This window comes from Lysobacter silvisoli, assembly GCF_003382365.1.
In the GTDB taxonomy this organism is placed as follows: Bacteria; Pseudomonadota; Gammaproteobacteria; order Xanthomonadales; family Xanthomonadaceae; genus Lysobacter; species Lysobacter silvisoli.
On sequence record NZ_QTSU01000002.1, the window covers coordinates 656,727 to 681,836 of the forward strand.

21 protein-coding genes and 1 pseudogene are annotated in these 25,110 nt (G+C 71.5%); 11 read left to right on the forward strand and 11 right to left on the reverse strand.

What is annotated here, in order from left to right:
• Positions 1 to 164: 164 nt before the first annotated feature.
• The 3 genes from DX914_RS14195 to DX914_RS14205 all read right to left on the reverse strand — a co-directional run bounded on the left by DX914_RS14195 (position 165) and on the right by DX914_RS14205 (position 2,715).
• The gene (locus DX914_RS14195) at positions 165 to 503 is read right to left on the reverse strand and encodes a hypothetical protein (RefSeq protein WP_115859773.1); all 339 of its coding nucleotides are present in this window, start codon (positions 501 to 503) and stop codon (positions 165 to 167) included.
• Positions 504 to 787: 284 nt separating this feature from the next.
• Entirely contained in the window at positions 788 to 1,747 is a 960-nt protein-coding gene (locus DX914_RS14200; protein ID WP_115859775.1) for a patatin-like phospholipase family protein, read from the reverse strand.
• Positions 1,747 to 2,715 (reverse strand): helix-turn-helix transcriptional regulator, encoded by a 969-nt coding sequence (locus DX914_RS14205; protein ID WP_115859777.1) that lies wholly within the window; start codon positions 2,713 to 2,715, stop codon positions 1,747 to 1,749. The genes DX914_RS14200 and DX914_RS14205 overlap by 1 nt, the downstream gene beginning before the upstream one ends.
• Before the next feature lie 170 nt (positions 2,716 to 2,885).
• On the opposite strand from DX914_RS14205, the gene DX914_RS14210 reads away from it, so the two are divergent.
• From DX914_RS14210 to DX914_RS14235, 6 genes are all read left to right on the forward strand, one after another.
• The gene (locus tag DX914_RS14210) at positions 2,886 to 3,500 is read left to right on the forward strand and encodes a hypothetical protein (RefSeq protein WP_115859779.1); all 615 of its coding nucleotides are present in this window, start codon (positions 2,886 to 2,888) and stop codon (positions 3,498 to 3,500) included.
• Between the two features lie 73 nt (positions 3,501 to 3,573).
• Positions 3,574 to 6,441 carry a molybdopterin oxidoreductase family protein gene (locus tag DX914_RS14215; protein WP_115859781.1) on the forward strand — a complete coding sequence of 956 codons (2,868 nt, stop codon included), beginning with the start codon at positions 3,574 to 3,576 and terminating at the stop codon, positions 6,439 to 6,441.
• The gene (locus DX914_RS14220) at positions 6,438 to 6,656 is read left to right on the forward strand and encodes a hypothetical protein (protein ID WP_147300682.1); all 219 of its coding nucleotides are present in this window, start codon (positions 6,438 to 6,440) and stop codon (positions 6,654 to 6,656) included. The genes DX914_RS14215 and DX914_RS14220 overlap by 4 nt, the downstream gene beginning before the upstream one ends.
• Positions 6,653 to 7,438, forward strand: a complete 786-nt coding sequence (locus DX914_RS14225; protein ID WP_115859785.1) for a 4Fe-4S dicluster domain-containing protein — start codon at positions 6,653 to 6,655, stop codon at positions 7,436 to 7,438. Before DX914_RS14220 ends, DX914_RS14225 begins: the two co-directional genes overlap by 4 nt.
• 103 nt (positions 7,439 to 7,541) lie before the next feature.
• The gene (locus tag DX914_RS14230; RefSeq protein ID WP_115859787.1) at positions 7,542 to 8,531 is read left to right on the forward strand and encodes a dimethyl sulfoxide reductase anchor subunit family protein; all 990 of its coding nucleotides are present in this window, start codon (positions 7,542 to 7,544) and stop codon (positions 8,529 to 8,531) included.
• Between the two features lie 92 nt (positions 8,532 to 8,623).
• A complete protein-coding gene (locus tag DX914_RS14235; RefSeq protein ID WP_158549304.1) occupies positions 8,624 to 9,298 on the forward strand; it encodes a DUF481 domain-containing protein in 675 nt (224 codons plus the stop codon).
• Positions 9,299 to 9,707: 409 nt separating this feature from the next.
• Here DX914_RS14235 and hemC read toward each other — a convergent pair whose 3' ends face one another.
• The 5 genes from hemC to DX914_RS14260 form a co-directional block, all read right to left on the reverse strand.
• Positions 9,708 to 10,622, reverse strand: a complete 915-nt coding sequence (hemC, locus tag DX914_RS14240; RefSeq protein WP_115859791.1) for a hydroxymethylbilane synthase — start codon at positions 10,620 to 10,622, stop codon at positions 9,708 to 9,710.
• Positions 10,623 to 10,737: 115 nt separating this feature from the next.
• A complete protein-coding gene (locus DX914_RS14245) occupies positions 10,738 to 11,469 on the reverse strand; it encodes a LytR/AlgR family response regulator transcription factor (RefSeq protein ID WP_115859793.1) in 732 nt (243 codons plus the stop codon).
• A gap of 8 nt (positions 11,470 to 11,477) precedes the next feature.
• A complete protein-coding gene (locus DX914_RS14250; RefSeq protein WP_115859795.1) occupies positions 11,478 to 12,542 on the reverse strand; it encodes a sensor histidine kinase in 1,065 nt (354 codons plus the stop codon).
• 2 nt (positions 12,543 to 12,544) lie between these two features.
• Positions 12,545 to 13,228, reverse strand: a complete 684-nt coding sequence (locus DX914_RS14255) for an alpha/beta hydrolase (protein ID WP_115859797.1) — start codon at positions 13,226 to 13,228, stop codon at positions 12,545 to 12,547.
• A 63-nt stretch (positions 13,229 to 13,291) separates the two neighbouring features.
• The gene (locus tag DX914_RS14260; RefSeq protein ID WP_147300683.1) at positions 13,292 to 14,236 is read right to left on the reverse strand and encodes an energy transducer TonB; all 945 of its coding nucleotides are present in this window, start codon (positions 14,234 to 14,236) and stop codon (positions 13,292 to 13,294) included.
• Between the two features lie 130 nt (positions 14,237 to 14,366).
• Between DX914_RS14260 and DX914_RS14265 the strand changes: the two genes are divergently transcribed.
• The 5 genes and pseudogenes from DX914_RS14265 to DX914_RS14285 all read left to right on the forward strand — a co-directional run.
• Positions 14,367 to 14,729, forward strand: a complete 363-nt coding sequence (locus tag DX914_RS14265; protein WP_115859801.1) for a hypothetical protein — start codon at positions 14,367 to 14,369, stop codon at positions 14,727 to 14,729.
• A gap of 81 nt (positions 14,730 to 14,810) precedes the next feature.
• Positions 14,811 to 16,112, forward strand: coding sequence for a TolC family protein (locus DX914_RS14270; protein ID WP_115859803.1), 1,302 nt, complete (start codon positions 14,811 to 14,813; stop codon positions 16,110 to 16,112).
• Positions 16,109 to 17,113, forward strand: a complete 1,005-nt coding sequence (locus DX914_RS14275) for an efflux RND transporter periplasmic adaptor subunit (protein ID WP_115859805.1) — start codon at positions 16,109 to 16,111, stop codon at positions 17,111 to 17,113. The genes DX914_RS14270 and DX914_RS14275 overlap by 4 nt, the downstream gene beginning before the upstream one ends.
• 34 nt (positions 17,114 to 17,147) lie before the next feature.
• Complete coding sequence (locus DX914_RS14280) at positions 17,148 to 20,366, forward strand: efflux RND transporter permease subunit (protein ID WP_115860228.1); 3,219 nt, start codon at positions 17,148 to 17,150, stop codon at positions 20,364 to 20,366.
• A gap of 59 nt (positions 20,367 to 20,425) precedes the next feature.
• Positions 20,426 to 21,295, forward strand: a pseudogene (locus DX914_RS14285) (cation diffusion facilitator family transporter); the annotation flags it as partial.
• Between the two features lie 500 nt (positions 21,296 to 21,795).
• Here DX914_RS14285 and DX914_RS14290 read toward each other — a convergent pair.
• From DX914_RS14290 to DX914_RS14300, 3 genes are all read right to left on the reverse strand, one after another.
• Positions 21,796 to 22,365 (reverse strand): hypothetical protein, encoded by a 570-nt coding sequence (locus tag DX914_RS14290; protein WP_115859809.1) that lies wholly within the window; start codon positions 22,363 to 22,365, stop codon positions 21,796 to 21,798.
• A 10-nt stretch (positions 22,366 to 22,375) separates the two neighbouring features.
• Positions 22,376 to 24,544 carry a xanthine dehydrogenase family protein molybdopterin-binding subunit gene (locus DX914_RS14295; RefSeq protein WP_115859811.1) on the reverse strand — a complete coding sequence of 723 codons (2,169 nt, stop codon included), beginning with the start codon at positions 24,542 to 24,544 and terminating at the stop codon, positions 22,376 to 22,378.
• 61 nt (positions 24,545 to 24,605) lie between these two features.
• Positions 24,606 to 25,061, reverse strand: a complete 456-nt coding sequence (locus DX914_RS14300) for a (2Fe-2S)-binding protein (protein ID WP_115859813.1) — start codon at positions 25,059 to 25,061, stop codon at positions 24,606 to 24,608.
• Positions 25,062 to 25,110: the final 49 nt, after the last annotated feature.

Genomic DNA, 25,110 nt, shown 5'->3' on the forward strand with positions numbered 1-25,110 from the left:
CTCCGCAAAACGGGGAAAGGCCGAACGCTAGCACAGGCCCCCGCCGGGCCCGCCTGTCCGAAGTCATAGGGGGAGCCGGGCGCGCCGGCGCGTTGCGCGGCGGCCCGTGTGCCGGGCGGAATGGTGTTTTGCCGACTTTGGCCGGACGACCGGTCCGAGGACGATTAAGCGGCGCGGGCGACCGCCGCGGCTCCGGCCACGGCCGGCCGCGCGCGGCGCCGGGCCTGCGCGCCCGCGCGACGGCGGCGCGGGGCCGCGGCGGCGACCGGGTCCTGCGCCCGCAGCGGCAGGCGGAAGCGGTGCAGCGCCCACCAGGCGGTCAGCGGCATGGCCAGCAGCCACAGCGGCAGCCAGCCGATCTGGGCGCTGAAGGCGCGCGCGGCCGGCAGCAGCAGCACCAGCGCGGCGCCGATGGCCACGGCGTAGCGCAGGGCCTGTTCGATACGCGGATCGACGGCGTCGGCGTCGGCGCGGCGGGCGGTGGGGGCGGCGGTCTGGCGCATGGCGGGCTCCGGTGGCGGGCGGGTCTGGGGACCCGGTGGAGTCACCTTGGCCGGTGGATGTCTCAGAGGCTGCGACCCGGCTGAGCGTCCGCGCTTTGCTCTCTGTGGGAGCGGCGTAAGCCGCGATTGCCCCGCATCCCGAAAACCTCCAGCCGTCCGGCGGCGGCCACTGCGCTGTCGCAAACGGCTGTGGGGTAGGAGCGGCGTGAGCCGCGACATGCGCAGGTGGCCGGGGTGGCGTGGTCGCGGCTCACGCCGCTCCTACCCCAGGGCAAAGGCGGGCTTTAGTAGCCGGCGGCGTCCAGGGCTTTGTCGGCTTCGGCGCGGCCCAGCGCGATGAGTTCCTTGGCGCGCCAGAACTCGTAGAACTGGCAGGCGTCGCGCGGGATGCGGATGACCAGTTCGGGAGGGTCCAGAGCCAGGTGCACGCGCGCGATCTGCGCCTGCATGGTGTCCAGCGAACGCGCCATGAGTTCGCTGAAGCCCAACTCGTGTTCGCCGCCCTCGTTCCCGTCTTCCTCCTCGTTGCGCCGCCAACGCTCGCCGAACCAGCGCAGCAGACGCGCGCCACGGTGGCCGCCGCCGTCGTCGGCGTCGTCGTGCGCCGCATCGGCGATGCGTTCCACCGGCGCGCCATGCCGCGCCGGCGTACCCGGCGGCCGGGTCGGCCAGCCGTGCATGTCCACCGCGATCAGGCGGTGGGCGTCGGACAGGCGCGTGGCCGCGATCGGCAGCGGCGCGAGCAGGCCGCCGTCGACCAGTTCGCGGCCGTGCAGTTCGTAGGGCGTGAACACGCCGGGGATGGCGATCGACGCGCGCACCGCGTCCCACAGGTCGCCTTCGCGCAGCCATACCTCGCGCTGGCGCAGCAGGTCCACGGCCACCGCGGTGAAGGCGATCGGCAGCTGTTCGATGCGCGGTTCGCCGGCCAGTTCGCGCAGCGCGTGCATCAGCCGCTCGCCGCGGAACAGCGAGGCCTGGCCCAGCGCCGGGTCGAGCAGGCGCAGCATGTCGGTGCGGCTCAGGCTCAGCAGCCAGTCGCGGTAGGTCTCGAGCTTGCCGGCCGCGTACAGGCCGCCGACCAGGGCGCCGCTGGAGGAGCCGGCCACCGCCACCACATTGAGTTCGCGCGCCTGCAGCGCCTCGATCACGCCGATCTGGGCCAGCCCGCGCGCGCCGCCGGCGCCCAGCACCAGCGCGACGGCCTCGTCGCTGCGGATGCGCGGAGCGTCGGCTGCGGCCATCAGCGGTCGTAGTTGCCCAGGGCCAGCGACAGCATGCTCTTGGCCTGCTCGCGCAGCACCGCCGGCTCGACGATCTCGGCGTCGCTGCCGTAATGCATCACGTCCATCAGCAGCTCGCGCCCGGCGCTGTAGGGCAGCTTGAGCTCGTAGCGGCCGTCGGGCAGGAAGCGCCCTTGCTGCTGCGAATGCCAGTGCTCGTCGGCGACCCAGCGCGCGGCCTTGGCGCTGAACAGGATCGTGGCCCAGCCCTTGGGCGTGCCGGAGAAGATGCCGTAACTGGAGGCCAGGTGCCGGTCCAGTTCCTCGTCGGGCACGTCGCGGGCCTCGCCCTCGCCGATGCGCGCGGCGCTGATGCGGTCGACCGAGAAACTGCGCAGCGCCTCGCGCTCGTGGTCCCAGGCGTCCAGGTACCAGTTCTCGCGGTAATGGGTCAGGCGCTGCGGCGAGACGTTGCGGCGGGTGCGCTCGTCGGTGGAACGCGCGCGGTATTCGAAGCTCAGCGTCTTGCGGTCCAGCACCGCGGTGGCCACGGTGCGGAACGCGGTCTCGTCCAGGCGCCGGGTGCGGTGCGGGATCACCCGCACCCGCTCCACCGGCACGCGGCGGCCGCCGGCGTGTTCGTCCAGCAGCTTTTCGATGCGGTGCTGCAGCGGCGCCAGGGCGTTGGACAGCACGCCGCCGCCGCTGCGCAGCAACAACTGCTGCGCGGCCAGCAGCGAGTGCAGCTCTTCCGAGCTCAGCCACAGGCCGGGCAGCTCGAAGCGGTCGCCTTCGCTGGTGTCGTAGCGGAAGCCGGCCTCGCCGTTGCCGACCACCGGCGCCATCAGGTAGTCGCGCAGGTAGGCCAGGTCGCGGTAGACGGTGGCGCGCGAGCACTCCAGGTCCTCCTGCAGGCGTTGCACGGTCACCGGGTAACGCGCCGCGGTCAGGATGCGGTGCAGGGCGTGGATGCGTTCGATGCGTTCCATGGCAGGCGTCGGGGGGATGCGTAGTCCGGCGCCTAGCATGGCACCCGCGCCCACGCAGCCGCTACTGCCGTCGACGAGAAGCCGATCACGGCGCGCGCATGGGCACCGCGGCTAACGGCTGTTTAACCGCCCGCGGCGCAAGATGCGCGACCTGAGAACGGAAGCCGGGCATGCGGACACGGACGTGGTGGTGCGACCAGGCGCTGGCCGCTGCGATCGTGATCGCCACGCACCTGTTGATCGTTCTGGGCTTGAACCGTTACCTGCGCCCTGAGCCGGCCGCGGCGGAGCCTGCGCCCGAGGACGCCTTGCAAGTGCGGTTCGTCCCGCGTTCGCGTCCGCCCGCCGCCACGCCCTCGCCCTCGCCCGCACCCATCGCCGCGCGCCCGCGCCGCGATACGCGGATCGCTCCGCAGCAAGCCCGGCCGATGCCGCCAGCGCCGATCGACATCCCCGCCGACGCCGCAGCGCCGCAAGCGCGCCCGCTGTCGGCGGTGTACCTGCCACCCGCCGCGCCCGCGCGGCCGCCGCCGGGCATGCAGACCGACGCCGATCCTTTCGCCAAGCGCACGCCGCGCCTGCCCGGCGCGGGCGCGACCCTGGGCCTGCCGATGCGCGAACCGATGAGCGCGGCCAATGCGGTGGAAGCGGTGGGCAAACTGTTCGGCGGACGCAGTTCGCCCTGCCCCGAGAACCGCGCCGACATCGCCGCGCTGGCCGCCGGCGGCGACCGCGCCGCGCTGGAACGCGCGGTGGATTTCGAACGCCGCTACTGCCGCCCCTGAGCCGCGCCTCCGGTCGGCGCAAGCTCGCCCGCTCAAACTCGCTCGATTCGACGCACGCAGGCACAATGACCGGATGCGAGAGCCGACGCTGAACTATTCGCCATCGCCGGGCGACGAGGTCAAGACCACGACCTGCTACATGTGCGCCTGCCGCTGCGGCATCAAGGTCTGGCTTGCCGACGGCAAGATCCGCTATATCCAAGGCAATCCCGAGCACCCGGTCAATCAGGGCGTGCTCTGCGCCAAAGGCTCGGCCGGGATCATGCAGCATTACTCGCCGGCGCGGCTGGACAAGCCGCTGCTGCGCGTGGGCGAACGCGGCAGCGGCGAGTTCCGCGAGATCGAATGGGACCAGGCGCTGGAGATCGCCGCCGGCTGGCTGGCGCCGATCCGCGAACGCAACCCGGACGAGCTGGCCTTCTTCACCGGCCGCGACCAGTCGCAGGCGCTGACCGGCTGGTGGGCGCAGCAGTTCGGCACGGTCAACTACGCCGCCCACGGCGGCTTCTGCTCGGTCAACATGGCCGCCGGCGGTCTGTACACCCTGGGCGGTTCGTTCTGGGAATTCGGCGAGCCCGACTGGGAGCGCACGCGTTACCTGATGCTGTGGGGCGTGGCCGAAGACCACGACTCCAACCCGATCAAGCTCGGCTTGGGCAAGCTCAAGGCGCACGGCGCCAAGATCGTCGCGGTCAATCCGGTGCGCAGCGGCTACGGCGCCATCGCCGACGAATGGATCGGCATCCGCCCGGGCACCGACGGCCTGTTCGCCTTCGCCCTGATCCACGAACTGCTCAAGGCCGACCGCATCGACCTGGATTACCTGGTGCGCTACGCCAACGCGCACTGGCTGGTGGTCCGCAACCCGGGCGGCGCCGACGACGGCCTGTTCGCGCGCGATGCCGACGGCCACGCGCTATGCGCGCTGCGCGGCGCGGACGCCGTCACGTTCGCGCGCGCCGACGCGGTGGACATTTCGCCCGCGGTGGTCGGCGAGTACGTATTGCCCGACGGCCGCAACGCGGTGCCGGTGTTCCACCTGCTGGCCGAGCGCTACCTGGACCCGCAGTACGCGCCCGATGCGGTCAGCGAGCGCTGCGGCATTCCCGCCGACACCATCCGCCGGATCGCGCGCGAACTCGCGCAAGCCGCGTTCGAGCAACCGCTGCGCCTGCCCATCGCCTGGACCGACGCCTGGGGCCGCGAGCACGACGAGATGGTCGGCCGCCCGGTCGCCATGCACGCCATGCGCGGTATCAGCGCGCACAGCAACGGCTTCCACACCTGCCGCGCGCTGCACCTGCTGCAGTTGCTGCTGGGCGCGGTCGACACGCCCGGCTCGTTCCGCTACCAGCCGCCCTTCCCCAAGCCGATCGCGCCGCCGAACCGGCCGGGCAAGGCGCGCCAGGCCAACGGCGTGCTCGACGCCGCGCCGCTGGGCTTCGTGCACGCGCCCGAAGACCTGGTGGTGGACGAGCACGGCGAGCCGCGCCGCATCGACCATGCCTATTCCTGGGCCTACCCGCTGTCGGCGCACGGCATGATGCACAGCGTGATCCGCAACGCCTGGGCCGGCGATCCGTACAAGATCGACACGCTGATGATGTTCATGGCCAACATGAGCTGGAACTCGGCGATGAACACGCGCGAGACCATCGGCTGGCTGACCGACAAGGACGCCAACGGCGACTACCGCATACCGCGCATCATCTACGCCGACGCCTACGCCTCGGAGATGGTGGCCTACGCCGACCTGGTCCTGCCCGACACCACCTACCTGGAACGCTTCGACGCGATCAGCATGCTGGACCGGCCGATCTCCGACGCCGAAAGCGCGATCGACGCGATCCGCCACCCGGTGGTCGATTCCAAGCAGCAGCGCGAAGGCCGCGACGTGCGCGGTTTCCAGTCGGTGCTGATCGACCTGGGCGCACGCCTGGGCCTGCCCGGCCTGGTCCTGGAAGACGGCAGCGCGCGCTACCGCGACTACGCCGACTACATACAGCGCCACGAACGCGCGCCCGGCGTGGGCCTGCTGGCGGGCTGGCGCGGCGAACGCGGCGAGCTGGAAGCCAAGGGCCCGCCCAACCCCGAGCAGCTGCAGCGCTACATCGACAACGGCGGCTACTGGCGCAGCGAGATTCCCGAGCACGCGCGCTATTTCAAGATGGCCAACCGCGGCTATCTGGATTGGGCGCAGAAGATGGGCTTCATCGGCCACGCCGATCCCATCGTGCTGCAGCTGTACTCCGAGACCCTGCAGAAATTCCGCCTGGCCGCGCAAGGCCACGGCGAGCGCCAGCCGCCGCAGCGTCATCGCGAACGCGTGGCCACTTATTTCGATCCGCTGCCGATCTGGTACGAGCCTTTCGAGGGCGCCCAGGTCGACGACATCCCAGGTGAAGGCAGCGCGCAGCGCTATCCGCTCAGCGCGGTGACCCAGCGGCCGATGTTCATGTACCACGCCTGGGGTTCGCAGAACGCCTGGCTGCGCCAGATCGCCGCGCGCAACTATCTGTACCTGCACCCCGACACCGGCGCGCGCTACGGCATCGGCGACGAGGATTGGGTGACGGTGGAGTCGCACCAGGGCCGCATCACCGTGCAGGCCAAGTTCGCCGGCAACGTGCAGCCCGACACGGTCTGGACCTGGAACGCGATCGGCAAGCGCAAGGGCGCCTGGCGCCTGGGCCAGGACGCGCCGGAAGGCCGCCAGGGCTTCCTGCTCAACCACCTGATTTCCGACCTCACCCCGCGCGGCGACTACATCAACGCCGACCCGGTCACCGGCCAGGCGGCGTGGTTCGACCTGCGCGTGCGCATCGAACGCGCGCAGCCGGACACCCAGAGCCAGCCGCAGTTCGCGCCCTTGGCCCTGGGCACGGCCGACAACCGACCGCTGCGCTACGGCGCGGCCTTCCGCGACAAGGCGCGCCGATGAAACGACCCCTACGCATGCTGACCGGCTGGGCCTGCATCGCGCTGAGCTTCGCCCTGGTGATCCTGATCGGCGTGGGCGTGTTCGACCCGGTCGGCAGCGCCGGCGGGCGCGGTTCGCTGACGCCGGTGCTGGTGGGCCTGCTGCCCAGCGTGAGCTTCGGCATCGCCCTGTTCGCGCTGGGCGTGTGGCTGATCACCACGGCGCGCAAGCCATGACCGCCCTGCCGCCGCCGGGCAAGAAGAAAATGGGCCTGGTCATCGACCTGGACACCTGCGTGGGCTGCCATGCCTGCGCGGTGAGCTGCAAGGAATGGAACGCGGGCGGGTTCGCCGCGCCGCTGACCGACGAGAGCCCTTACGGCAAGGACCCCAGCGGGGTCTGGTTCAACCGCGTGCACAGTTACGAGATCGCGGCCGAAGCGCCGGCTGCCGGCGGTTGCGGCAGCGCGGCGGCCGCGCCGCAGCCGGCGATGACCCTGCACTTCCCGCGCTCCTGCCTGCATTGCGAGACCCCGGCCTGCGTCACCGTCTGCCCCACCGGCGCCAGCTACAAGCGCGCCGAGGACGGCATCGTGCTGGTGGACGAGGACAAGTGCATCGGCTGCAAGCTGTGCTCCTGGGCCTGCCCCTACGGCGCGCGCGAATACAGCCAGGTCGAAGGCGTGATGAAGAAATGCACGCTGTGCATCGACCGCATCTACAACGAACACCTGGACGAGGCCGAGCGCCAGCCCGCCTGCGTGCAGGCCTGCCCCACTCGCGCACGCCACTTCGGCGACCTCGGCGATCCCGAGTCCAAGGTGTCGAAGCTGGTGGCCGAGCGCGGCGGCGTCGACCTGATGCCGCAGCTGGGTTACCAACCCACCAACAAGTACCTGCCGCCGCGGCCGCGCCGCGCGGGCGAGTCCGACCCGAAGGCTGCGCCGCCGCAGGAAACGCTGGACACCGCGGCGCTACCGCCGGTACTGCGCTGGCTGGATAAGGTGTTGTCCCGATGAGCGCGCAACCCGCCGAGTCCGCCGCTGTCTTCATTGCCGCGAAGACGGTGCGCGCATCGATCGCAGCACCGGCTTTTACGCCCAACCCGCTGCCGGTGCGCTGATGCATCCCGCCTTCTCGGTCATCCTGTTCACCACCCTGTCCGGTGCCGGCTACGGCCTGCTGGCCTGGCTGGGCGCCTTGCTCGCCAGTTCGCGGCTGGCTTCGCTGCATGCGATCTCCGACGATCCCACCGCCACGGCGTTCGTGATGCTGTGGCTGCTGGCGCCGGGCCTGGTTCTGGCCGCAGTCGGCCTGCTCGCCTCGACCTTCCATCTGGGCAAGCCGCTGCGTGCCTGGCGCGCGTTCTCGCAGTGGCGCACCTCGTGGCTGTCGCGCGAGGGCGTGCTGTCGCTGGCCAGCTTCGTGCCGGCGCTGGCCCTGGCCGCGCTGGCACTGCCGGTCGCGCGCGGCGACCTGGACACCGCCGCGCGCTTGGCGGCGTGGGCGCCGTGGTTGGGCGGCGCGCTGACCGTGCTGTCGCTGCTGACGGTGGTGTGCACGGCGATGATCTACGCCTCGCTGCCGCCGATTCCGGCCTGGCGCCACCGCCTGGTGGTGCCGGTGTACCTGGGTTTCGCCCTGCTCACCGGCTGGGGCCTGCTGGCCGCGCTGCTGCCGATGACCGGCACCGACCGCGCAGAACTGCGTCATCTGGCGCTGGCCCTGGCGGTGCTGGCGGTGGCGCTGGCGGCGATGAAGCTGCGCTACTGGCGCGCCATCGACACCGCGCCGCTCACCGCCACCCGCGCCGACGCGGTCGGCCTGCCCGGGCGCAGTCTGGACGTGTTCGAACGTCCGCACACCCAGGACAACTACCTGACCCGCGAAATGGGCTACGTGCTCGCGCGCAAGCACGCGCGCAAGCTGCGGCTGATCGCGCTGGCGCTGTTCGGCGCGGTGCCGGCGCTGCTGGCGGCGCTGACCTGGCTGGCGCCGGGACTGGCCGGCCTGAGCTTCCCGCTGGCGGCCCTGGCCGCGCTGACCGGCGCCCTGGTCGAACGCTGGCTGTTCTTCGCCCAGGCCCGGCACCTGGTCACGCTGTACTACTGAAAGCGGGGCGTGAACGCCGGTTCAGGCCGCGTCTTGGGCCTGTAACCGGTTCCATGGCATGCTTTCCACTCTCTCCGCCGTACCCTACGACGATGTCCGCCTGGCTCGGGCTCGCCCTGTTGGGGAGCCCCTTCGTCACATTGCCGATGCCGGTCGCCGGCGACCCGACGCTGATGGCCCTGGCCAGCGATCCGGCGCAGATGCGGCTGTACTGCTTTTCCACGCGCTGCGGCGACGAGGAATGGCGGCTGGCGCTGGCGTCGCCGCCGCAGCCCACGCGCGCCTTGAGCGGCATGCCCAAAACGCCGCGCGCGCGCGCGCCCAGCCTGCCGGGCAACCGCCGCTACATCGGCTTGAACGCGCCGGCCACGCCGCGCGAGAGCCGCGGTTCGTATTCCAACGATTTCCGCATCGGCACCCGCTACGGCGTGCAGGCCCTGCGCGACGGCCCCACCCAGCTGGGCCTGCAATTCGGCGCCGGCTACCGGCTCGCGCCGCTGTACGACGACGGCATCAACCGCCCGGGCGCGGTGATGCGCGGCGAGGTCAACTTCGGCCAACGCATCGGCGACCGCGCGCAGTGGCGCCAGCGCGTGTTCGTCGAAAGCGGCCACGGCTTCACCTTCGTCAAGCAGTCGGTGCAGCTGGATGTGCAGCTGTGGCCGGACTGGACCCTGGAAACCGACTTCGCCATCCGCCACGACTCCGAAGGCGGCGGCGGCAGCGAATCGGCCGAAAGCTCGATCGAACTGCGCCGGCGTTTTTGATCCTGCTTTGGGGTAGGAGCGGCGTCCCACGGGATTCCCTTCGGTCATGAGCCGCGACCGCGAACCCACAACGACTGCGCCCTTCGCTTCCTCCCTGTAGGAGCGGCGCGAGCCGCGACCGCGCCCTAGCGCAAACGGCGCAACTCCCGAGTTCTACAGCAACCACCCGCCCCGCTTTCTGTGGGAGCGGCGTAAGCCGCGATGGTTATCTCGGTACTCGGAGAAATCGCGGCTTACGCCGCCCCCACAGAAAGCCGCTGCGATGCAGGCTGCGCCGTAGGTGTGGCTTCGCGGTCGCGGCTTATGCCGCTCCTACCCCAAAGCGGTAGCGTTGCGGACTGGCGCCGTAGGTGTGGCTTCGCGGTCGCGGCTCGCGCCGCTCCTACAGGGGCAGGCGGGGCTGCGTTGTTTACAGCGCCGCGGCGATGAAATCGCCGGCGCCTTGCGCCAGCAGGGCCTGGGCGACTTCCAGGCCCAGGCATTCGGGCGCGTCGCCGCGGCCCAGGGCCTGGGCGCGGACCTGGCGGCCGTCGGCGGCGCCGACCAGGCCGTGCAGATGCAGGTGCGGGCCGTCCAATAGCGCGTGCGCGGCCACCGGCACGTGGCAGCTGCCGTGCAGGGCGCGGTTCATCGCCCGCTCGGCCTCCACGCAGGTGCGGGTGTCGGCGTGATCCAGCGCGGCGCAGAGGGCGCGCGTGGCCAGGTCCTCGTCGCGGCATTCGATCGCGATCGCGCCCTGCGCCGGCGCCGGCAGCCATTCCGGCGCGGCCAGGCGGGTGCGCACGCGCGCCTGCAGGCCCAGGCGCTCCAGCCCGGCCACGGCCAGCACAATGGCGTCGTACTCGCCCGCGTCGAGCTTGGCCAGGCGGGTGTTGACGTTGCCGCGCAGGTCCAGCAACTGCAGGTCCGGGCGGCGCGCGCGCAGCTGGGCCTGACGGCGCAGCGAGGACGTGCCCACGCGCGCGCCCTGCGGCAGCGCGGCCAGGTCGATGTAATGCGGGCTGACGAAGGCGTCGGCATAGTCGGCGCGCTCCAGGATCGCCGGCAGGGCGAAGCCCGGCTCCAGCTCCATCGGCACGTCCTTGAGCGAATGCACGGCGCAGTCGGCCTCGCCGCGCTGCATCGCCAGCTCCAGCTCCTTCAGGAACAGGCCCTTGCCGCCGATGGCCGCCAGCGAGCGGTCCAGCACCTCGTCGCCGCGCGTGCTCATGGGCACCAGGCTCACCTCCAGGCCGGGGTGGGCGGCGCGCAGGCGGGCGGCGACGTGCTCGGTCTGCCACAGGGCGAGCGGGCTTTTGCGGGTGGCGATGCGGAGGCGGGTCATGGGCGGGATTATCGCCCGGGGAGCAAATCCCCCCTAGCCCCCCTTTTTCAAAGGGGGGAACGGCATTGCTCCCCCCTTTGAAAAAGGGGGGGGTCGGGGGGATTTGCCCCACCCGCTACAGATGCTTCAACGTCTCCCGCAGCGCCGACACGCAGCGGCGGCTGACTTCCAGCGGCTGCTTGCCGTGGCGCAGCACCGCCTGCACGTGCCCGTCGGGGCAGCGCTTGAGCTCGACGATCTCGTGGCGCGCGACCAGGCAGTTGCGGTGGATGCGCACGAAGCGCTCGCCGAACTCGTCTTCCAGCGACTTCAGCGATTCCTCGATCAGGTCCTCGCCGCGCGCGTGATGCACGATCACGTACTTCTCTTCGGCGTGCAGGTAGTGCACGTCCTCGATCGGGATCAGGCGCAGGCTGCCGCGCAGGCGCGCGCACAGGTGGGTGCGGCGTTGGCCGGTGGCCGGTTCGTCGCCGCCGCGTTCGCGGCCCGCGGCGAAGGTGCGCACGCGTTCCAGCGCCGCGCTCAGGCGTTCGGCGCGCACCGGCTTGACCAGGTAGTCGATGGCCTCGGCCTCGAACGCCGACAGCGCATGCGCGTCGTAGGCGGTGCAGAACACCACCGCCGGGCGCGGCTCGAACGCGGCCAGGTGGCGCGCGGCCTCCAGGCCGTCGATGCCGGGCATGGCGATGTCCAGCAGCACCAGGTCGGGCTGATGTTCGGCGCAGGCGTGCAGCGCGTGCTGGCCGTCGGCGGCCTCGGCCACGATCTCCACGCCCTGCTGTTCGGCCAGCAACGTGCGCAGGCGCTCGCGCGCCAGCGGCTCGTCGTCGGCGATGACCACCCTCATTGCGCCCTTCATCGGTACAGCGCCTCCACCCCGGTCGGCACGTGCAGTTCGCACAGATAGTAGCCCTGCGCCCAGCCGGCGGTCATCCGGGCCTGGGGGCCATAGGCGTAGCGCAGGCGCTGGCCGATGCTGCGCTGGGCGTGGCGGGTGCCGCCGTTGTCCGCGTCCTCGGCCGGGGCCGGGGCCGGATTGCGGACCCGCAGGGCCAGGCTGGCCCCCTCCACCGCCAGCTCGATCTCGACCGCGCCGCCGGCCGGCAGCCGCGACACGCCGTGCAGCACCGCGTTCTCGACCAGGGGTTGCAGCACCAGCCGCGGCATCGGCAGGGTCCAGGGCAGCGGCTCGTGCTTGCGCCACTCCACCGTCAGCCGCTCGCCCAGGCGCAGTTGCTCGATGGCCAGGTAGCGCTCGGCCAGCTCGACCTCCTCGGCCAGGCTGGAGTCGGACTCGCCGGCGCCCAGCGCGGCGCGGAACAAATCGGACAGGTCCAGCACCGCACGCTCGGCCACCACCGCGTCGCTGCGCACCAGGCTGGCGATGGTGTTCATGCTGTTGAACAGGAAATGCGGCTTGATCCGCGCCTGCAGGGCGTCGACCTCGGCGCGCGCGCTGGCGCGCACCTGCGCCTTCCAGCTGTCGTTGACGTAGAGGTAGCGCAGCACCACGCCCACCGCGAGCATGCTGACCGCCGCGGTGCCCAAGGTGAACCGCCAGAAGGTGACGCCCGGCGGGACCAGGCTGGCGCCCACGGCGTTGTCGATGGAATGGGTCATGGCCGCGAACGCGGCGCCGATCAGCGCCGCGGCCGCCACCGCCATCAACCCGCCCAGGCTGGCCGGCAGGCGCGACAGCCGCTCGCGCGACACGCACAGCAGCACCGACACGGTCAGCGCCAGCCACAGGGCGAAGGTGCTGCCGGACACGAAGCGCGACCAGGTCCAGCGCGCGCCGCCGTCGGGCGCCAGCGCCAGCACGACCACGATCAGCTCGGCCATGCTCAGCATCACCACCAGCCGCGGCAGGCGGCACAGGTCGGGCAGCCAGGGTTCGCGCTCGCCGCCGCCGGTGTTCATGCTCAGGCGGCGAAGCGTCGCGACATCCAGTCGCCGAGGTCGCGGATCTGCTCGGCGCAGACCTGATGGGCCATGGGATAGGCGTGCCAGTCCGGGGTCAGGCCCAGCTCGCGCAGCTTGGCCGCGCTGGCCATGCCGGCGGCGTAGGGCACCACCGGATCGTACTGGCCGTGGGCCATGAACAAGGGCTGCTTGCGCGAGGCCGGGGTGGCTTCGCCGACCAGCCGCTGCGGCATCGGCAGATAGGTCGACAACGCGATCAGACCGCCCAGCGGCGTTGGCCGGCGCAGGCCGGTGGCCAGCGCGATCGCGCCGCCTTGCGAGAAGCCGGCCAGCAGCACGCGCTCGGCCGCGATGCCGCGCTGCGCCTCGCGCGCGATCAGCGCCTCGACCTGGGTCACCGACTCGTCCACGCCGGTTTCGTCGGCGCGGTTGTTGAGATCGCTGAAGTCGCGGATGTCGTACCAGGCACGCATGCGCACGCCGTTGTTGATCGTCACCGGACGCACCGGCGCGTGCGGGAACACGAAGCGCAGGGCCGGCCAGTCGGCGCGGCGCAGCTCGGGCACGATGGGCACGAAGTCGTTGCCGTCGGCGCCCAGGCCGTGCAACCACAGCACGGACCAGGACGGCGCGGGGCCGGTTTCGTGTTCGATGGCGTCCAACAGGGGGGCGGCGGTGGTCATCGCCGCATTGTGCGCTGCCGGCCCGGCCAGCCGCCAGCGCCGGCCGCCGCGAGCGGCGCCGGCTCAGCCCTTGGGCAGGCGGAAGGTCAGCGTGCGCACGGTGGACACGCGCTCGCCGCCGGCCTCGAAGCGCCAGCGCGACACCGCGGCCAGCGCGGCCTCGTCGAATACGCCCGGCGGCGTCGACGACACCAGGGTGGGCGCGCTCACGCTGCCGTCGGGCTGGATGGTGAAGGCGATCCGCACGCTGCCTTCGATGCGGCGGTTGAACGCGCTGAGCGGATAGCGCGGCGGCGAATCGTTGAGCAGGCGCGGCAGCGGCCGCGCTGGGGCCGGGGCGCGCGCGACCGGTGCACTGGGCGGCGGCGCGACGGGCTCGGCCGAGGGCGGCGGCGCTTGCGGCGGCGCCGCCGCGGCGACAACAGGCGGCGCTGCGACCGGTGCGGCAGCGGTCGGCGCGGCCGCTGCGGTGCGCGCTGCCGCGGCGCGCGCTTCGGCCTGCGCGCGCTGCAGGGCCTGGCGCTCGCCTTCGGCCTGCAACTGGGCCACGCGCGCGGCCTGGGCCTGGTGCGCGCCTTGCAGTTGCTCGCGCAGGCGCGGCAGCGCCGGCGCTTGCGCGTCGGTGCGCGCGAGCAGGTCCAGCAAGCGCTGCGCCTCGCTCAGGTCGGCCTCGGCCAACGCGCGTTCGGCGGCGATCAGCACGTAGGGCTGCAACTCCTGCAATGCCGCGGCCACGGCGGCCTCTTCGTGGCCGCGCTCGCGCAGGGCCAGGTAGTACTCCACGGCGTTGTCGCCGGCCGGCGCGACCAGGCGCTGCGCCTGCAGCGCGGCGTCGGCGCGCAAGCGCAGGCGTTCGCCGTCGGTTTCGACGACGGCCGGCGGCGGTGCCGTTGCCGGCGTTGCGGCGGCGGCCGGTGCCGCGTCCTGCGCCGGCGGCGCCTGCTGCGGCGTGCACGCCGACAAGCCGCCCAGCAACGCCAGGGTCGCGACCACGCGTACCCGATTCATACCCACGCCCCCTGTAGACGAGGTGCGCAGTCTGACCGGCGCATGTGACGGCGATGCGGCATGTACCGATGCTGACGCGCGGCGGCGATGCAATTGTGTATCGCCGCGCCCGCTCCGTACCCTAGGCGCCATGTCCGCCCTGCCGCCCCTGTCCGCCGTGCTGCGCTGCCTGTTGTTCGGGCTGCTGATCGCGCTGGCCGTGGTGCGGCCGGTGCTGGCGTTTTCGGACGAGGCGCTGGAGCTGTCGCACAGCATGGCCGCGATCGACGCGCAGGCGCAGGACCATCCGCCGTCCGAACCCGGCGACGACCAGCAGGGCGATTGCGACCCGCGCTGGCACCTGAGCCATTGCTGCGGCCTGCAGGCCGCGCTGTTGCCGGCGCTGGCGTTCGCCGCGCCGGCGCTGCCCGCGCCCGCCGTGCAGGCGCGCGCGCCGGGCGAGTTCGTGCCCGCGCCCACCGCCACTCCGTTCCGCCCGCCCATCTCCGCCTGATCGCGACGCCGGCGTCTGCCGGCTCCACGCCGCGCGGCCGCGTGCCGCCGCGGCGCCCTGTCCGATTGCGGAGACTTCCCCATGTGGTTGCGTCCGGCGGCTTCGGCCGTCCTGACCGCCGCGCTGTGCGTTGCGACGCCGGCGCGGGCGGCTAACGTTCCTGTTGCAACATCCGCCGCGCCTGCCCCAGCGCGGTTCACCCTCGACGATGCCTACGCGCGCATCGGCCAGGCCCATCCCGATCTGCGCCTGTTCGCCGGCCAACGCCGGGTGCTGGAAGCGCAGCGCGACGCGCAGTCGCAGCGCCCGCCCTGGACCCTGGGCGTAGCGGTCGACAACGCGCTGGGCAGCGGCGCGCTCAGCGGCTTCAAGGGCGCCGAGGTCAGCCTGAGCCTGGCCTCGGTGTTCGAACGCGGCGGCAAGCTGGACGCGCGCCGCGCGCTGGCGCAAAGCAATATCGACGCGCTGGCGGTGGAGCGCGAAAGCCGGCGCCTGGACCTGCTGGCCGAGGCCGCGCGCCGCTACCTGGCCATCGTCGCCGCGCAGCAGCGCATCGAACTGGCCGAATTCGACATCGGCCAGCGCAAGCGCAGCGTCGCCGCCGCGCGCGTGCGCCTGCAGGCCGGCGCCTCGCCCGAGTCCGGCCTGCTCACCGCGCAGGCCGCGCTGGCGCGCGCCGAACTCGACCGCAGCCGCGGCGAGCAAAGCCTGCTGGCCGCGCGCCAGCACCTGGCCGCGCTGTGGGGCGAACGCGATCCCGGCTTCGCCCAGGTCGCCGGCGACGCCTACGCGCTGCCTGCGATCCAGGACGCGGCCGCGCTGGCCGCCCTGCTCGACCGCACGCCCGAACTCGAACGCTTCGTGCAGGCCCGGCGCATCGGCGAGGCGCGCGTGCGCCTGGCGCGCAGCCAAGCCAGCGCCGACCTGGGCTGGCAAGTGGGCGTGATCCGCCAGCAGGACAGCCGCGATACCGCCCTGCTCGGCGCGGTGTCGATGCCGCTGGGCCAGCGCGCGCGCGCCGAACCCGAGATTCGCGGCGCCGAAGCGGCGCTGGCGGTGCTGGAGACCGAACGCGAAGCCAAGGGCCTGTCGCTGTACTCCACCCTGGTCGAAGCGCACGGCCGCTACCGCGTCGCCGCGCTGGAAGTGCAGCGGCTGGGCCAGGACGTGCTGCCGCGCCTGCGCCGTGCCGAAGCCGCCGCCGACACCGCCTACCGCGCCGGCGCGATCAGCTACCTGGAACTGGCGATGCTGCAGGCCGAAAGCGTGGCCGTGCGCCAGCAACGGCTGGACGCCGCCGTGGACGCGCAGCTGGCCCTGATCGAACTGCAGCGCCTGACCGGCGAATCCTTCCTAGCCCCCGCCCCCGGAGCCACGCCATGAAGCCCGAACTGATCCTGGCCGCCGGCCTGCTGGCCCTGGGCCTGAGCGCCTGCGGCGGCAGCGAAGCCCCCGCCGCCGATGCCGACCACGCGCAGGAAGCGCACGCTGCGCAGCAGCCGCACGACGACGACGAACACGCGCAGCGCGAACACGGCAACGAGGCCGGCCACGACGAGCAAGCGCCGCAAAGCACGCGTATCCCCGACGCCATCGCGCGCAAGTCCGGCGTGGTCGTGGCCGCCGCCGGCCCCGGCACCATCGCCGACGAGCACGACGTGCAGGGCCTGATCACGCCGCGCGAAGGCCGCGTCGCGCGCATCACCGCGCGCTACCCCGGCCCAGTGCGCTCGCTGCGCGCCAACGTAGGCGACCGGGTCCAGGCCGGCCAGGCCCTGGCCAGCATCGACAGCAACCTCAGCCTGACCACCTACAGCGTGTCCACGCCGATCTCCGGGGTGGTCCTGGCGCGCAACGCCTCGGTCGGCGAAGTCGCGGTGGAAGGCACGGCGCTGTTCGAGATCGCCGACCTGTCCACGCTGTGGGTGGACCTGCACGTATTCGGCGCCGACGCCTCGCACCTGCGCCCGGGCCTGCCGGTCACGGTCTCGCGCATGGGCGAGGACAGCGGCACGCAGACCGTCATCGACCGCATCCTGCCGGGCACCGCCACCGCCAGCCAGAGCACGGTGGCGCGCGCGTCCATCGCCAATCCCGACGGCCTGTGGCGCCCCGGCGCGGCGGTGCGCGCACGGGTCACGGTGGAACAAAAGCCGGTGGCGCTGGCGGTGCCGCTGACCGCGCTGCAGCGCATGGACGGGCAGGACGTGGTGTTCGTGCGCCAGGGCGATACCTACCTGACGCGGCCGGTCCGCATCGGCCAGCGCGATGCGCGGCGCATGGAGGTGCTGTCCGGCCTCAAGCCCGGCGAGCAGGTGGTGGTGGAGCAGAGTTTCCTGATCAAGGCCGACATCGAAAAAGCGGGGGCCGCGCATGAGCACTGACCGCGACCCGCTGCCGCCGCAGGAACGTGGCGGCCTGCTCGAACGCATCATCGGCTTCGCCATCGGCCATCGCTGGCTGATGCTGGCGCTGACCGTGGCGCTGATCGCGCTGGGCGTGTGGAGCTTCCGCCAGCTGCCGATCGACGCCACGCCCGATATCACCAACGTGCAGGTGCAGATCAACACCCAGGCGCCGGGCTATTCGCCGCTGGAAGCCGAGCAGCGGGTGACCTTCCCGATCGAAACCGCGTTGGCGGGCTTGCCCAAGCTCGACTACACCCGCTCGTTGTCGCGCTACGGGTTGTCGCAGGTGACGGTGGTGTTCGAAGACGGCACCGATCTGTATTTCGCCCGCCAGCAGGTGGCCGAACGCCTGCAACAGGTGAAGTCGCAGATCCCCGACGGCCTGGAGCCCGAGCTGGGCCCCACCGCCACCGGCCTGGGCGAGATCTTCATGTACACCGTCGACGCACAGGAGGGCGCACGCAAACCCGACGGCACGCCCTATACCGCCACCGACCTGCGCACCCTGCAGGACTGGGTGATCCGGCCGCAGCTGCGCAATACGCCCGGCGTCACCGAGGTCAACACCATCGGCGGCTACGCGCGGCAGATCCACATCACGCCGAGTCCGGCGCGGCTGATGGCCTTGAACCTGAGCCAGCGCGACCTGGTCGCGGCGCTGGCGGCCAACAACCAGAACGTCGGCGCCGGCTACATCGAGCGCAACGGCGAGCAGTTCCTGGTGCGCGTGCCCGGCCAGATCGCCGACATCGCCGCGATCGGCGACATCGTGCTCGACCGCCGCGACGGCGTGCCGATCCGCGTGCGCGACGTGGCCGAGGTCGGCGAAGGGCCGGAGCTGCGCAGCGGCGCGGCCACCCAGAACGGCCACGAGGTGGTGCTGGGCACGGTGTTCATGCTGGTCGGCGCCAACAGCCGCGAGGTCTCGCAGGCCGCCGCAGTCAAGCTGCAGGCGGCCAACGCCAGCCTGCCCCAGGGCGTGAGCGCCAACCCGGTCTACGACCGCACCGCGCTGGTGGACCGCACCATCGGCACCGTGGCCAAGAACCTGATCGAAGGCGCCTTGCTGGTGGTGATCGTGCTGTTCGCGCTGCTGGGCAACTTCCGCGCCTCGCTGATCACCGCGCTGGTGATCCCCCTGGCGATGCTGTTCACCATCATCGGCATGGTCCGCGGCGGCGTCTCTGGGAATTTGATGAGCCTGGGCGCGCTGGACTTCGGCCTGATCGTGGACGGCGCGGTCATCATCATCGAGAACTGCCTGCGCCGCTTCGGCGAAGCCCAGCACGCCTTGGGCCGCGAGCTGAACCTCAAGGAGCGCCACGCGCTCACCGCCTCGGCCACGGCCGAAGTGATCCGCCCCAGCCTGTTCGGCCTGGGCATCATCACCGCGGTGTACCTGCCGATCTTCGCGCTGAGCGGCATCGAAGGAAAAATGTTCCACCCCATGGCGATCACCGTGGTGCTGGCGCTGACCGGCGCCATGCTGCTCTCGCTGAGCTTCGTGCCGGCGGCGATCGCGGTGTTCCTGGGCGGCAAGGTCGCGGAAAAGGAAAACCGCGCCATGGCCTGGATCAAGCGCCGCTACGCGCCCGCGCTGGACTGGGCGCTGCGCAGCCGGGTCACGGTGATGGCCGCGACCGCAGCGCTGGTGATCGGCAGCGGCCTGCTGGCCTCGCGCATGGGCACCGAGTTCGTGCCCAGCCTCGACGAGGGCGACGTGGCGGTGCAGGCCATGCGCATCCCCGGCACCAGCCTGAGCCAGTCGGTGACCATGCAAAAAACCATGGAACAGGCGTTCCTGGCGCTGCCGGAAGTGGAGCGGGTGTTCAGCAAGATCGGCACCGCCGAGGTCGCCAGCGACCCGATGCCGCCGTCGGTGGCCGACACCTTCCTGATCCTCAAACCGCGCGAACGGTGGCCCGATCCGGGCAAGCGCAAGCAGGCGCTGACCGCGGAGATCGAAGCGGTGGCGCGCAGCCTGCCCGGCAACAACTTCGAGTTCACCCAGCCGATCCAGATGCGCATGAACGAGCTGATCTCGGGGGTGCGCGCCGACGTGGCGGTGAAGATCTACGGCGACGACCTGCAACAGCTGCTCAAGGTCGCCCAGCGCGTGGAAGCGTTGGCCAAGCAAGTGCCCGGCGCGGCCGACGTCAAGACCGAACAGGTCACCGGCCTGCCCATGCTCAGCATCGAACCCGACCGGCGCGCGCTGGCGGTGTACGGGCTGAATCCGGCGGCGGTGCAGGAGACCGTGGCCACCGCGGTCGGCGGCGAGGTCGCCGGGCAGCTGTTCGAAGGCGACCGCCGCTTCGATCTGGTGGTGCGCCTGCCCGAAGCCTTGCGCCAGGACCCGGCGGCGCTGGCCGACCTGCCGATCCCGTTGCCGGCCAACGCCGCCGACGGCGGCCGCGACGAGTCCAGCCGCGACGCCACCTGGGCCGCCGGCGCGCCGCGCACGGTGCCGCTGCGCGAAGTGGCCAAGATCGAATCGGTGCTGGGCCCGAACCAGATCAACCGCGAGAACGGCAAGCGCCGCATCGTGGTCACCGCCAACGTGCGCGACCGCGACCTGGGCGGCTTCGTCGCCGAGCTACGCCAACGCATCGACGCGCAGGTGAAGGTGCCCGAAGGCTACTGGATCGGCTACGGCGGCACCTTCGAGCAGCTGATCTCGGCCAGCCAACGCCTGGCGGTGGTGGTGCCGGTGACCCTGGTGCTGATCTTCGCCCTGCTGTTCTGGGCCTTCGGCTCGGCCAAGGACGCGGCCATCGTGTTCAGCGGCGTGCCGCTGGCGTTGACCGGCGGCGTGATCGCCTTGGCCCTGCGCGGCATCCCGCTGTCGATCTCCGCCGGCGTGGGCTTCATCGCCCTGTCCGGCGTGGCGGTGCTCAATGGCCTGGTCATGATCGCCTTCATCCGCAAGCTGCGCGAACAGGGCGACCCGCTGGACAACGCCATCGTCGACGGCGCCCTCGGCCGACTGCGGCCGGTGCTGATGACCGCGCTGGTGGCTTCGCTGGGCTTCATCCCCATGGCCTTCAACGTCGGCGCCGGCTCGGAAGTGCAGCGGCCGCTGGCGACGGTGGTGATCGGCGGCATCGTGTCCTCGACCCTGTTGACGCTGCTGGTGCTGCCGGTGCTTTACCGTTGGCTGCACCGCAAGGACGAAGACGGCCGCCGCGACGACGGCACTGCGCCCGCGCAGCCCGCCCCCGCGCACTGACGCGCATCCGCGGCGGGTCGCGCGCAGGCGCGGCCCGCCGCCGCAACCGGAGCATCGACATGGGCAGCGGACACGAGCACGGCCGCAGGGCGATCCGCCACGAGCGCCCGCTGTGGTGGGCGCTGGGGCTGACCGGCGGCTTCCTGATCGCCGAGGTGATCGGCGCTTTCCTCACCAACAGCCTGGCGCTGCTGTCGGACGCCGCGCACATGGGCACCGATACCCTGGCGCTGATGATTGCGCTGACCGCCGTGCGGCTGAGCCGCAAACCGCCCGACGCCAAGCGCAGCTACGGCTACGCGCGCATGGAAGCGCTGGGCGCCATGGCCAACGGCCTGCTGCTGTTCGCGGTGGCAGCCTACATCCTGTGGGAAGCGATCGGCCGCTACGGCCAGCCGCTGCAGATCGCCACCGGCGGCATGCTCGCCATCGCCGCGCTGGGCCTGGCGGTGAACCTGGTCGCCATGCGCCTGCTCAAGGCCGGCAGCGGCGAAAGCCTGAACATGAAAGGCGCCTACCTGGAAGTCTGGAGCGACATGCTGGGCTCGGTGGCGGTGATCGCCGGCGCCATCGCCATCCGTTTCACCGGCTGGACCTGGATCGACCCGACCCTGGCGGTGCTGATCGGCCTATGGGTGCTGCCACGCACCTGGACCTTGCTGCGCGAGGCCGGCAACGTGCTCATGGAAGGCGTGCCGGCGAGCGTGGACCTGAACGAAATACGCGCACTGCTGAGCGCCGCACCCGGCGTGCGCGAAGTGCACGACCTGCACGTGTGGTCGCTGGGCTCGGACACGCCGGCCTTGAGCGCGCATCTGGTGGTGGCCGCCGACACGGATGCGGACGCCTTGCGCCGCCAACTGACGCAGCAGCTCGATGAGCGCTGGGGCATCGAGCACTGCACTTTGCAGATCGAGAACCAGGCTTGCGACGTGAGGCATTGAGGGGCGGCCCTCACCCCAACCCCTCTCCCGCAAGCGGGAGAGGGGCTAAAGCAGCAGCGGCGTCGGATGCATCCCCTCTCCCGCTTGCGGGAGAGGGCTAGGGTGAGGGGATGAGCGCAGCGAATGCTCTTGATCCCCGCTCGAACCCCGAACTCGCCGTCCCAAATGAAGACCCGAAGAGCCTGCCCCCGCGAAGGCGGGGGGCGGCGCACAGGAAGTGCGCCGTTTTTCGCTGGCACAGGGATGTGCCATCGAAAAATCCCCGCGCCCTCACCGCTCTCGCAAGGGCGCTCTGGCGTAGCGTTTTTCTTTGGTTACTTTCTTTTGACGCTTATCAAAAGAAAGTGACCCGGCCGCTTGCGGACGGAAGCTGTTGCTGTTGCTCCTAAGAGCCAAAGCAAATCCCCCTCAATTCCCCTTTTCCAAAGGGGGAAGACAGGCAAAGGGGGAAGCAGAAAGGCAGACTTAGCCGCAGCAAGGCACGTTCAAGCGTCAGGACAAGGCCCACCCGCATCCGCCCACGTCTTGAACGCCGCCACGAACTCCGCATGCGCCACCGGCACCGGCTTGCGCTCCCCACCCGGCTCCCACCCCCACAGCACCAGCTTGTCCTCGCTGACGTGCTTGAGCAGCGCCGCGAAATCGCGGCCGCCATTGCTCTTCTTGTCCTGGATCATTTCGCACAGCTGCTTCGGCGGCAGCCCGATCCAGGCCATCTTGTGGTCCGGCGGCGGCAGCTGCCAATGCGGCGCGCCCGGCGGCGCGTGCGGGCCGTAACTGGCCGGCAGGTTCTTCTCGCCGTGGCAGGTCGAGCACGGCAAGCCTGCCGCACCCTTGCCGTCAGGGCCGCGGACCACGCCCATCGCATGTGGCAGGCCGGAGTCGAACTGCAGCGGCTGGTCGCCGGGAATATGACAGTTCTGGCAGCGCGGGTGCTGGAACACCTGCTGCACGGTGGCGAATGCGGCCACGGCCTGCGCGCGTTGTTCCGGGCTGGGCCGCGGGCCGCAGGCGGCCAGCGCCAGGATCAGTCCGCCGAGTAGCACGATGCGCATGGAATCCTCCTCAGGCCTTCAGCCGCAACGGCAGTTCGCGCAGGCGCTGCCCGGTCAGGGCGTACACCGCATTGGCCACCGCCGGCGCCACCGGCGCGGTGCCGGGCTCGCCGGCGCCGCCCATGCGCTCGGTACTGGGCACGATGTGGACCTCGACCACCGGCATTTCGTTGATCCGAAGCACGCGGTAGTCGTGATAGTTGGACTGCTGTACGCGGCCGTCCTGGAAACTCAACTCGCTGTGCAGCGCTGCGCCCAGACCGAAGGCGATGCCCGATTCCATCTGCGCACGCACGCCCTCCGGATTCACCGCCACGCCGCAGTCGATCGCGCACACCACCTTGTGCACCCGGATCGCGCCGTTCTCCACCGACACCTCGGCGATCTGCGCCAGGAAACTGCCGAAAGACTCGTGCACCGCCACGCCGCGCCCGCGCCCCTTCTCCACCGGCGAACCCCAGCCGGCTTTTTCCGCCGCCAGATTCAGCGCCGCCAGATGGCGCGGATGCGCCTTGAGCAACGCGCGCCGGTATTCGACCGGGTCCTTGCCCGCCGCATGCGCGAGCTCGTCGATCAGGCTTTCCATGACGAAAGCGTTGTAGCTGTGGCCGACCGAGCGCCACCACAGCACCGGTATGCCGGTCTTGGGCGAATGCAGCTCCACCCGGTGATTCGGCAGATCCTTGACGTAGGGCGAGTCGGCCACGCCCTCGACCGAGGTCGCGTCGACGCCGTTCTTGACCATCATCGCCTCGAACGGCGTGCCCATGATGATCGACTGCCCGACCATGCGGTGCTGCCAGGCCACCGGATAGCCTTCCGCATCCACCGCCACGCGCGCCTGCTGCAGGTACATCGGCCGGTAATAGCCGCCGCGCACGTCGTCCTCGCGCGACCACACCGTCTTGACCGGCTTGCCCGCGGCCTTGGCCACCTGCACCGCTTCGGACACGAAGTCCGAGGTGGGCGTGGCGCGCCGGCCGAAGCCGCCGCCCAGGAACAGGGTGTGGATACGCACCTGCTCGGGCTTGAGCCCGAGGATGCCGGCGGCGACCTGCTGGTCCACGGTCTGGAACTGGGTGCCGGTCCAGATGTCGCAGCCGCTGGCGTCGATCTTGACCGTGCAGTTCAAGGGTTCCATCGGCGCGTGCGCCAGATAGGGCACGTTGTACTCGGCGTCCACGGTCTTGCCGGCCTTGGCCAGCGCAGCAGCGGCGTCGCCGGCCTGCGCGGCCACCGCGCCCGGCGTGGCGGCGAGCTTGCGGAATTCCTCGCGCAGCTTGGCCGTGTCCAGGCCCGCGTTCGGGCCTAGGTCCCATTCCACTTTCAGCGCATCGCGGCCGAGCTTGGCCGCCCAGTAGTGATCGGCGACCACGGCCACGCCGGTGGGCACCTGGACCACATCGCGCACGCCGGCCACGGCCTTGGCCGCGCTGGCATCGAAGGATTTGACCGTGCCGCCGAACACCGGCGGGCGCGCCACCACTGCGGTCAGCAGGCCCTCGAACTGCACGTCCATGCCGAACTTCGCCTTGCCGGTGATCTTCTCCGGCGTGTCCAGGCGCTTGGTCGGCTTGCCGATGATCTTCCAGTCCTTGGCGTCCTTGAGCGCGGCTGCGGCCGCCGGCGCGGGCAGCTTGGCCGCCTCGGCGGCGAGCTCGCCGTAGCGCGCGCTCTTGCCGCCGCCGCTGGCCACGCCGTTGGCGGTGGTCACCTCGGTCGCGGGCACGCCGAAGCGTTGCGCCGCGGCCTGCACCAGCAACGCGCGTGCGGTCGCACCGGCCTGGCGGTAGCGGTCGAACTCCGACCAGATGCTGGTGGAGCCGCCGGTCATCTGCGCGCCGAACGCGGTGTGCGCATACGCGGGCGCGGCCGGCGCGTGCTCGACCCGGATCTTGGACCAGTCCGCGTCCAGTTCCTCGGCGATCAGCATGGCCAGGCCGGTCCAGATGCCCTGGCCCATTTCCGAATGCGCGAGCAACACGGTCACGCTGTCGTCTTCGCCGATGCGCACGAAGGCGTTGGGCACGAACGGCGCGGCGGCGGCCGCAGCGGCCGCGGGTTCGGCCATGGCGAAACGGCGCGCGCCGGGAATCAGGAAACCGACCACCAGTCCGCCGCCGGCCAGCGCACCGGCCTTGAGGAACTGGCGTCGTGTAGCGAGGGGCGTTGCGTTCACGGCAACCTCCGGGGTGACGCGCGGCTGCGCCTGCGCGGCGCGGCGGCGCGGTGTGCGTCTGTCAGGCCTTGCCCAATCCCGCCGCGCGCTTCACCGCCGCGCGGATGCGCGGGTAGGTGCCGCAGCGGCAGATGTTGCCGGCCAGGGCCTGGTCGATATCGGTGTCGGTGGGCGCGGGCACCTTGGCCAGCAGCGCGGCCGCGGACATGATCTGTCCGGACTGGCAGTAGCCGCACTGGACCACGTCCAGCTCGGCCCAGGCCTGCTGCACCGGGTGGCGGCCGTCGGGCGACAGGCCTTCGATGGTGACGATCTTCTGCCCTGCCACCGCCGATACCGGCGTCACGCAGGCACGGCGCGGGGCGCCGTCCACATGCACGGTGCAGGCGCCGCATTGGGCGATGCCGCAGCCGAACTTGGTCCCGGTGAGTTGCAGCAGATCGCGCAATGCCCACAACAGCGGCATGTCCGGCGGCGCGTCGATCTCGTGCTCGGCACCGTTGACGTGCAGTTTCATAGCGTCCCTCGCGGCGGCTGGGGAAGACCCAACATACGCCGGGACCGGG

Bases quoted from the DNA above. Each gene is read 5' to 3' on its own strand.
- hemC (WP_115859791.1), bottom strand. From the start codon at position 10,622: ATGACCCGCCTCCGCATCGCCACCCGCAAAAGCCCGCTCGCCCTGTGG.
- DX914_RS14250 (WP_115859795.1), bottom strand. From the start codon at position 12,542: ATGAACACCGGCGGCGGCGAGCGCGAACCCTGGCTGCCCGACCTGTGC.
- DX914_RS14215 (WP_115859781.1), top strand. From the start codon at position 3,574: ATGCGAGAGCCGACGCTGAACTATTCGCCATCGCCGGGCGACGAGGTC.
- DX914_RS14210 (WP_115859779.1), top strand. From the start codon at position 2,886: ATGCGGACACGGACGTGGTGGTGCGACCAGGCGCTGGCCGCTGCGATC.
- DX914_RS14275 (WP_115859805.1), top strand. From the start codon at position 16,109: ATGAAGCCCGAACTGATCCTGGCCGCCGGCCTGCTGGCCCTGGGCCTG.
- DX914_RS14195 (WP_115859773.1), bottom strand. From the start codon at position 503: ATGCGCCAGACCGCCGCCCCCACCGCCCGCCGCGCCGACGCCGACGCC.
- DX914_RS14270 (WP_115859803.1), top strand. From the start codon at position 14,811: ATGTGGTTGCGTCCGGCGGCTTCGGCCGTCCTGACCGCCGCGCTGTGC.
- DX914_RS14290 (WP_115859809.1), bottom strand. From the start codon at position 22,365: ATGCGCATCGTGCTACTCGGCGGACTGATCCTGGCGCTGGCCGCCTGC.
- DX914_RS14225 (WP_115859785.1), top strand. From the start codon at position 6,653: ATGACCGCCCTGCCGCCGCCGGGCAAGAAGAAAATGGGCCTGGTCATC.
- DX914_RS14300 (WP_115859813.1), bottom strand. From the start codon at position 25,061: ATGAAACTGCACGTCAACGGTGCCGAGCACGAGATCGACGCGCCGCCG.
- DX914_RS14235 (WP_158549304.1), top strand. From the start codon at position 8,624: ATGTCCGCCTGGCTCGGGCTCGCCCTGTTGGGGAGCCCCTTCGTCACA.
- DX914_RS14245 (WP_115859793.1), bottom strand. From the start codon at position 11,469: ATGAGGGTGGTCATCGCCGACGACGAGCCGCTGGCGCGCGAGCGCCTG.
- DX914_RS14260 (WP_147300683.1), bottom strand. From the start codon at position 14,236: ATGAATCGGGTACGCGTGGTCGCGACCCTGGCGTTGCTGGGCGGCTTG.
- DX914_RS14220 (WP_147300682.1), top strand. From the start codon at position 6,438: ATGAAACGACCCCTACGCATGCTGACCGGCTGGGCCTGCATCGCGCTG.
- DX914_RS14205 (WP_115859777.1), bottom strand. From the start codon at position 2,715: ATGGAACGCATCGAACGCATCCACGCCCTGCACCGCATCCTGACCGCG.
- DX914_RS14265 (WP_115859801.1), top strand. From the start codon at position 14,367: ATGTCCGCCCTGCCGCCCCTGTCCGCCGTGCTGCGCTGCCTGTTGTTC.
- DX914_RS14230 (WP_115859787.1), top strand. From the start codon at position 7,542: ATGCATCCCGCCTTCTCGGTCATCCTGTTCACCACCCTGTCCGGTGCC.
- DX914_RS14200 (WP_115859775.1), bottom strand. From the start codon at position 1,747: ATGGCCGCAGCCGACGCTCCGCGCATCCGCAGCGACGAGGCCGTCGCG.
- DX914_RS14255 (WP_115859797.1), bottom strand. From the start codon at position 13,228: ATGACCACCGCCGCCCCCCTGTTGGACGCCATCGAACACGAAACCGGC.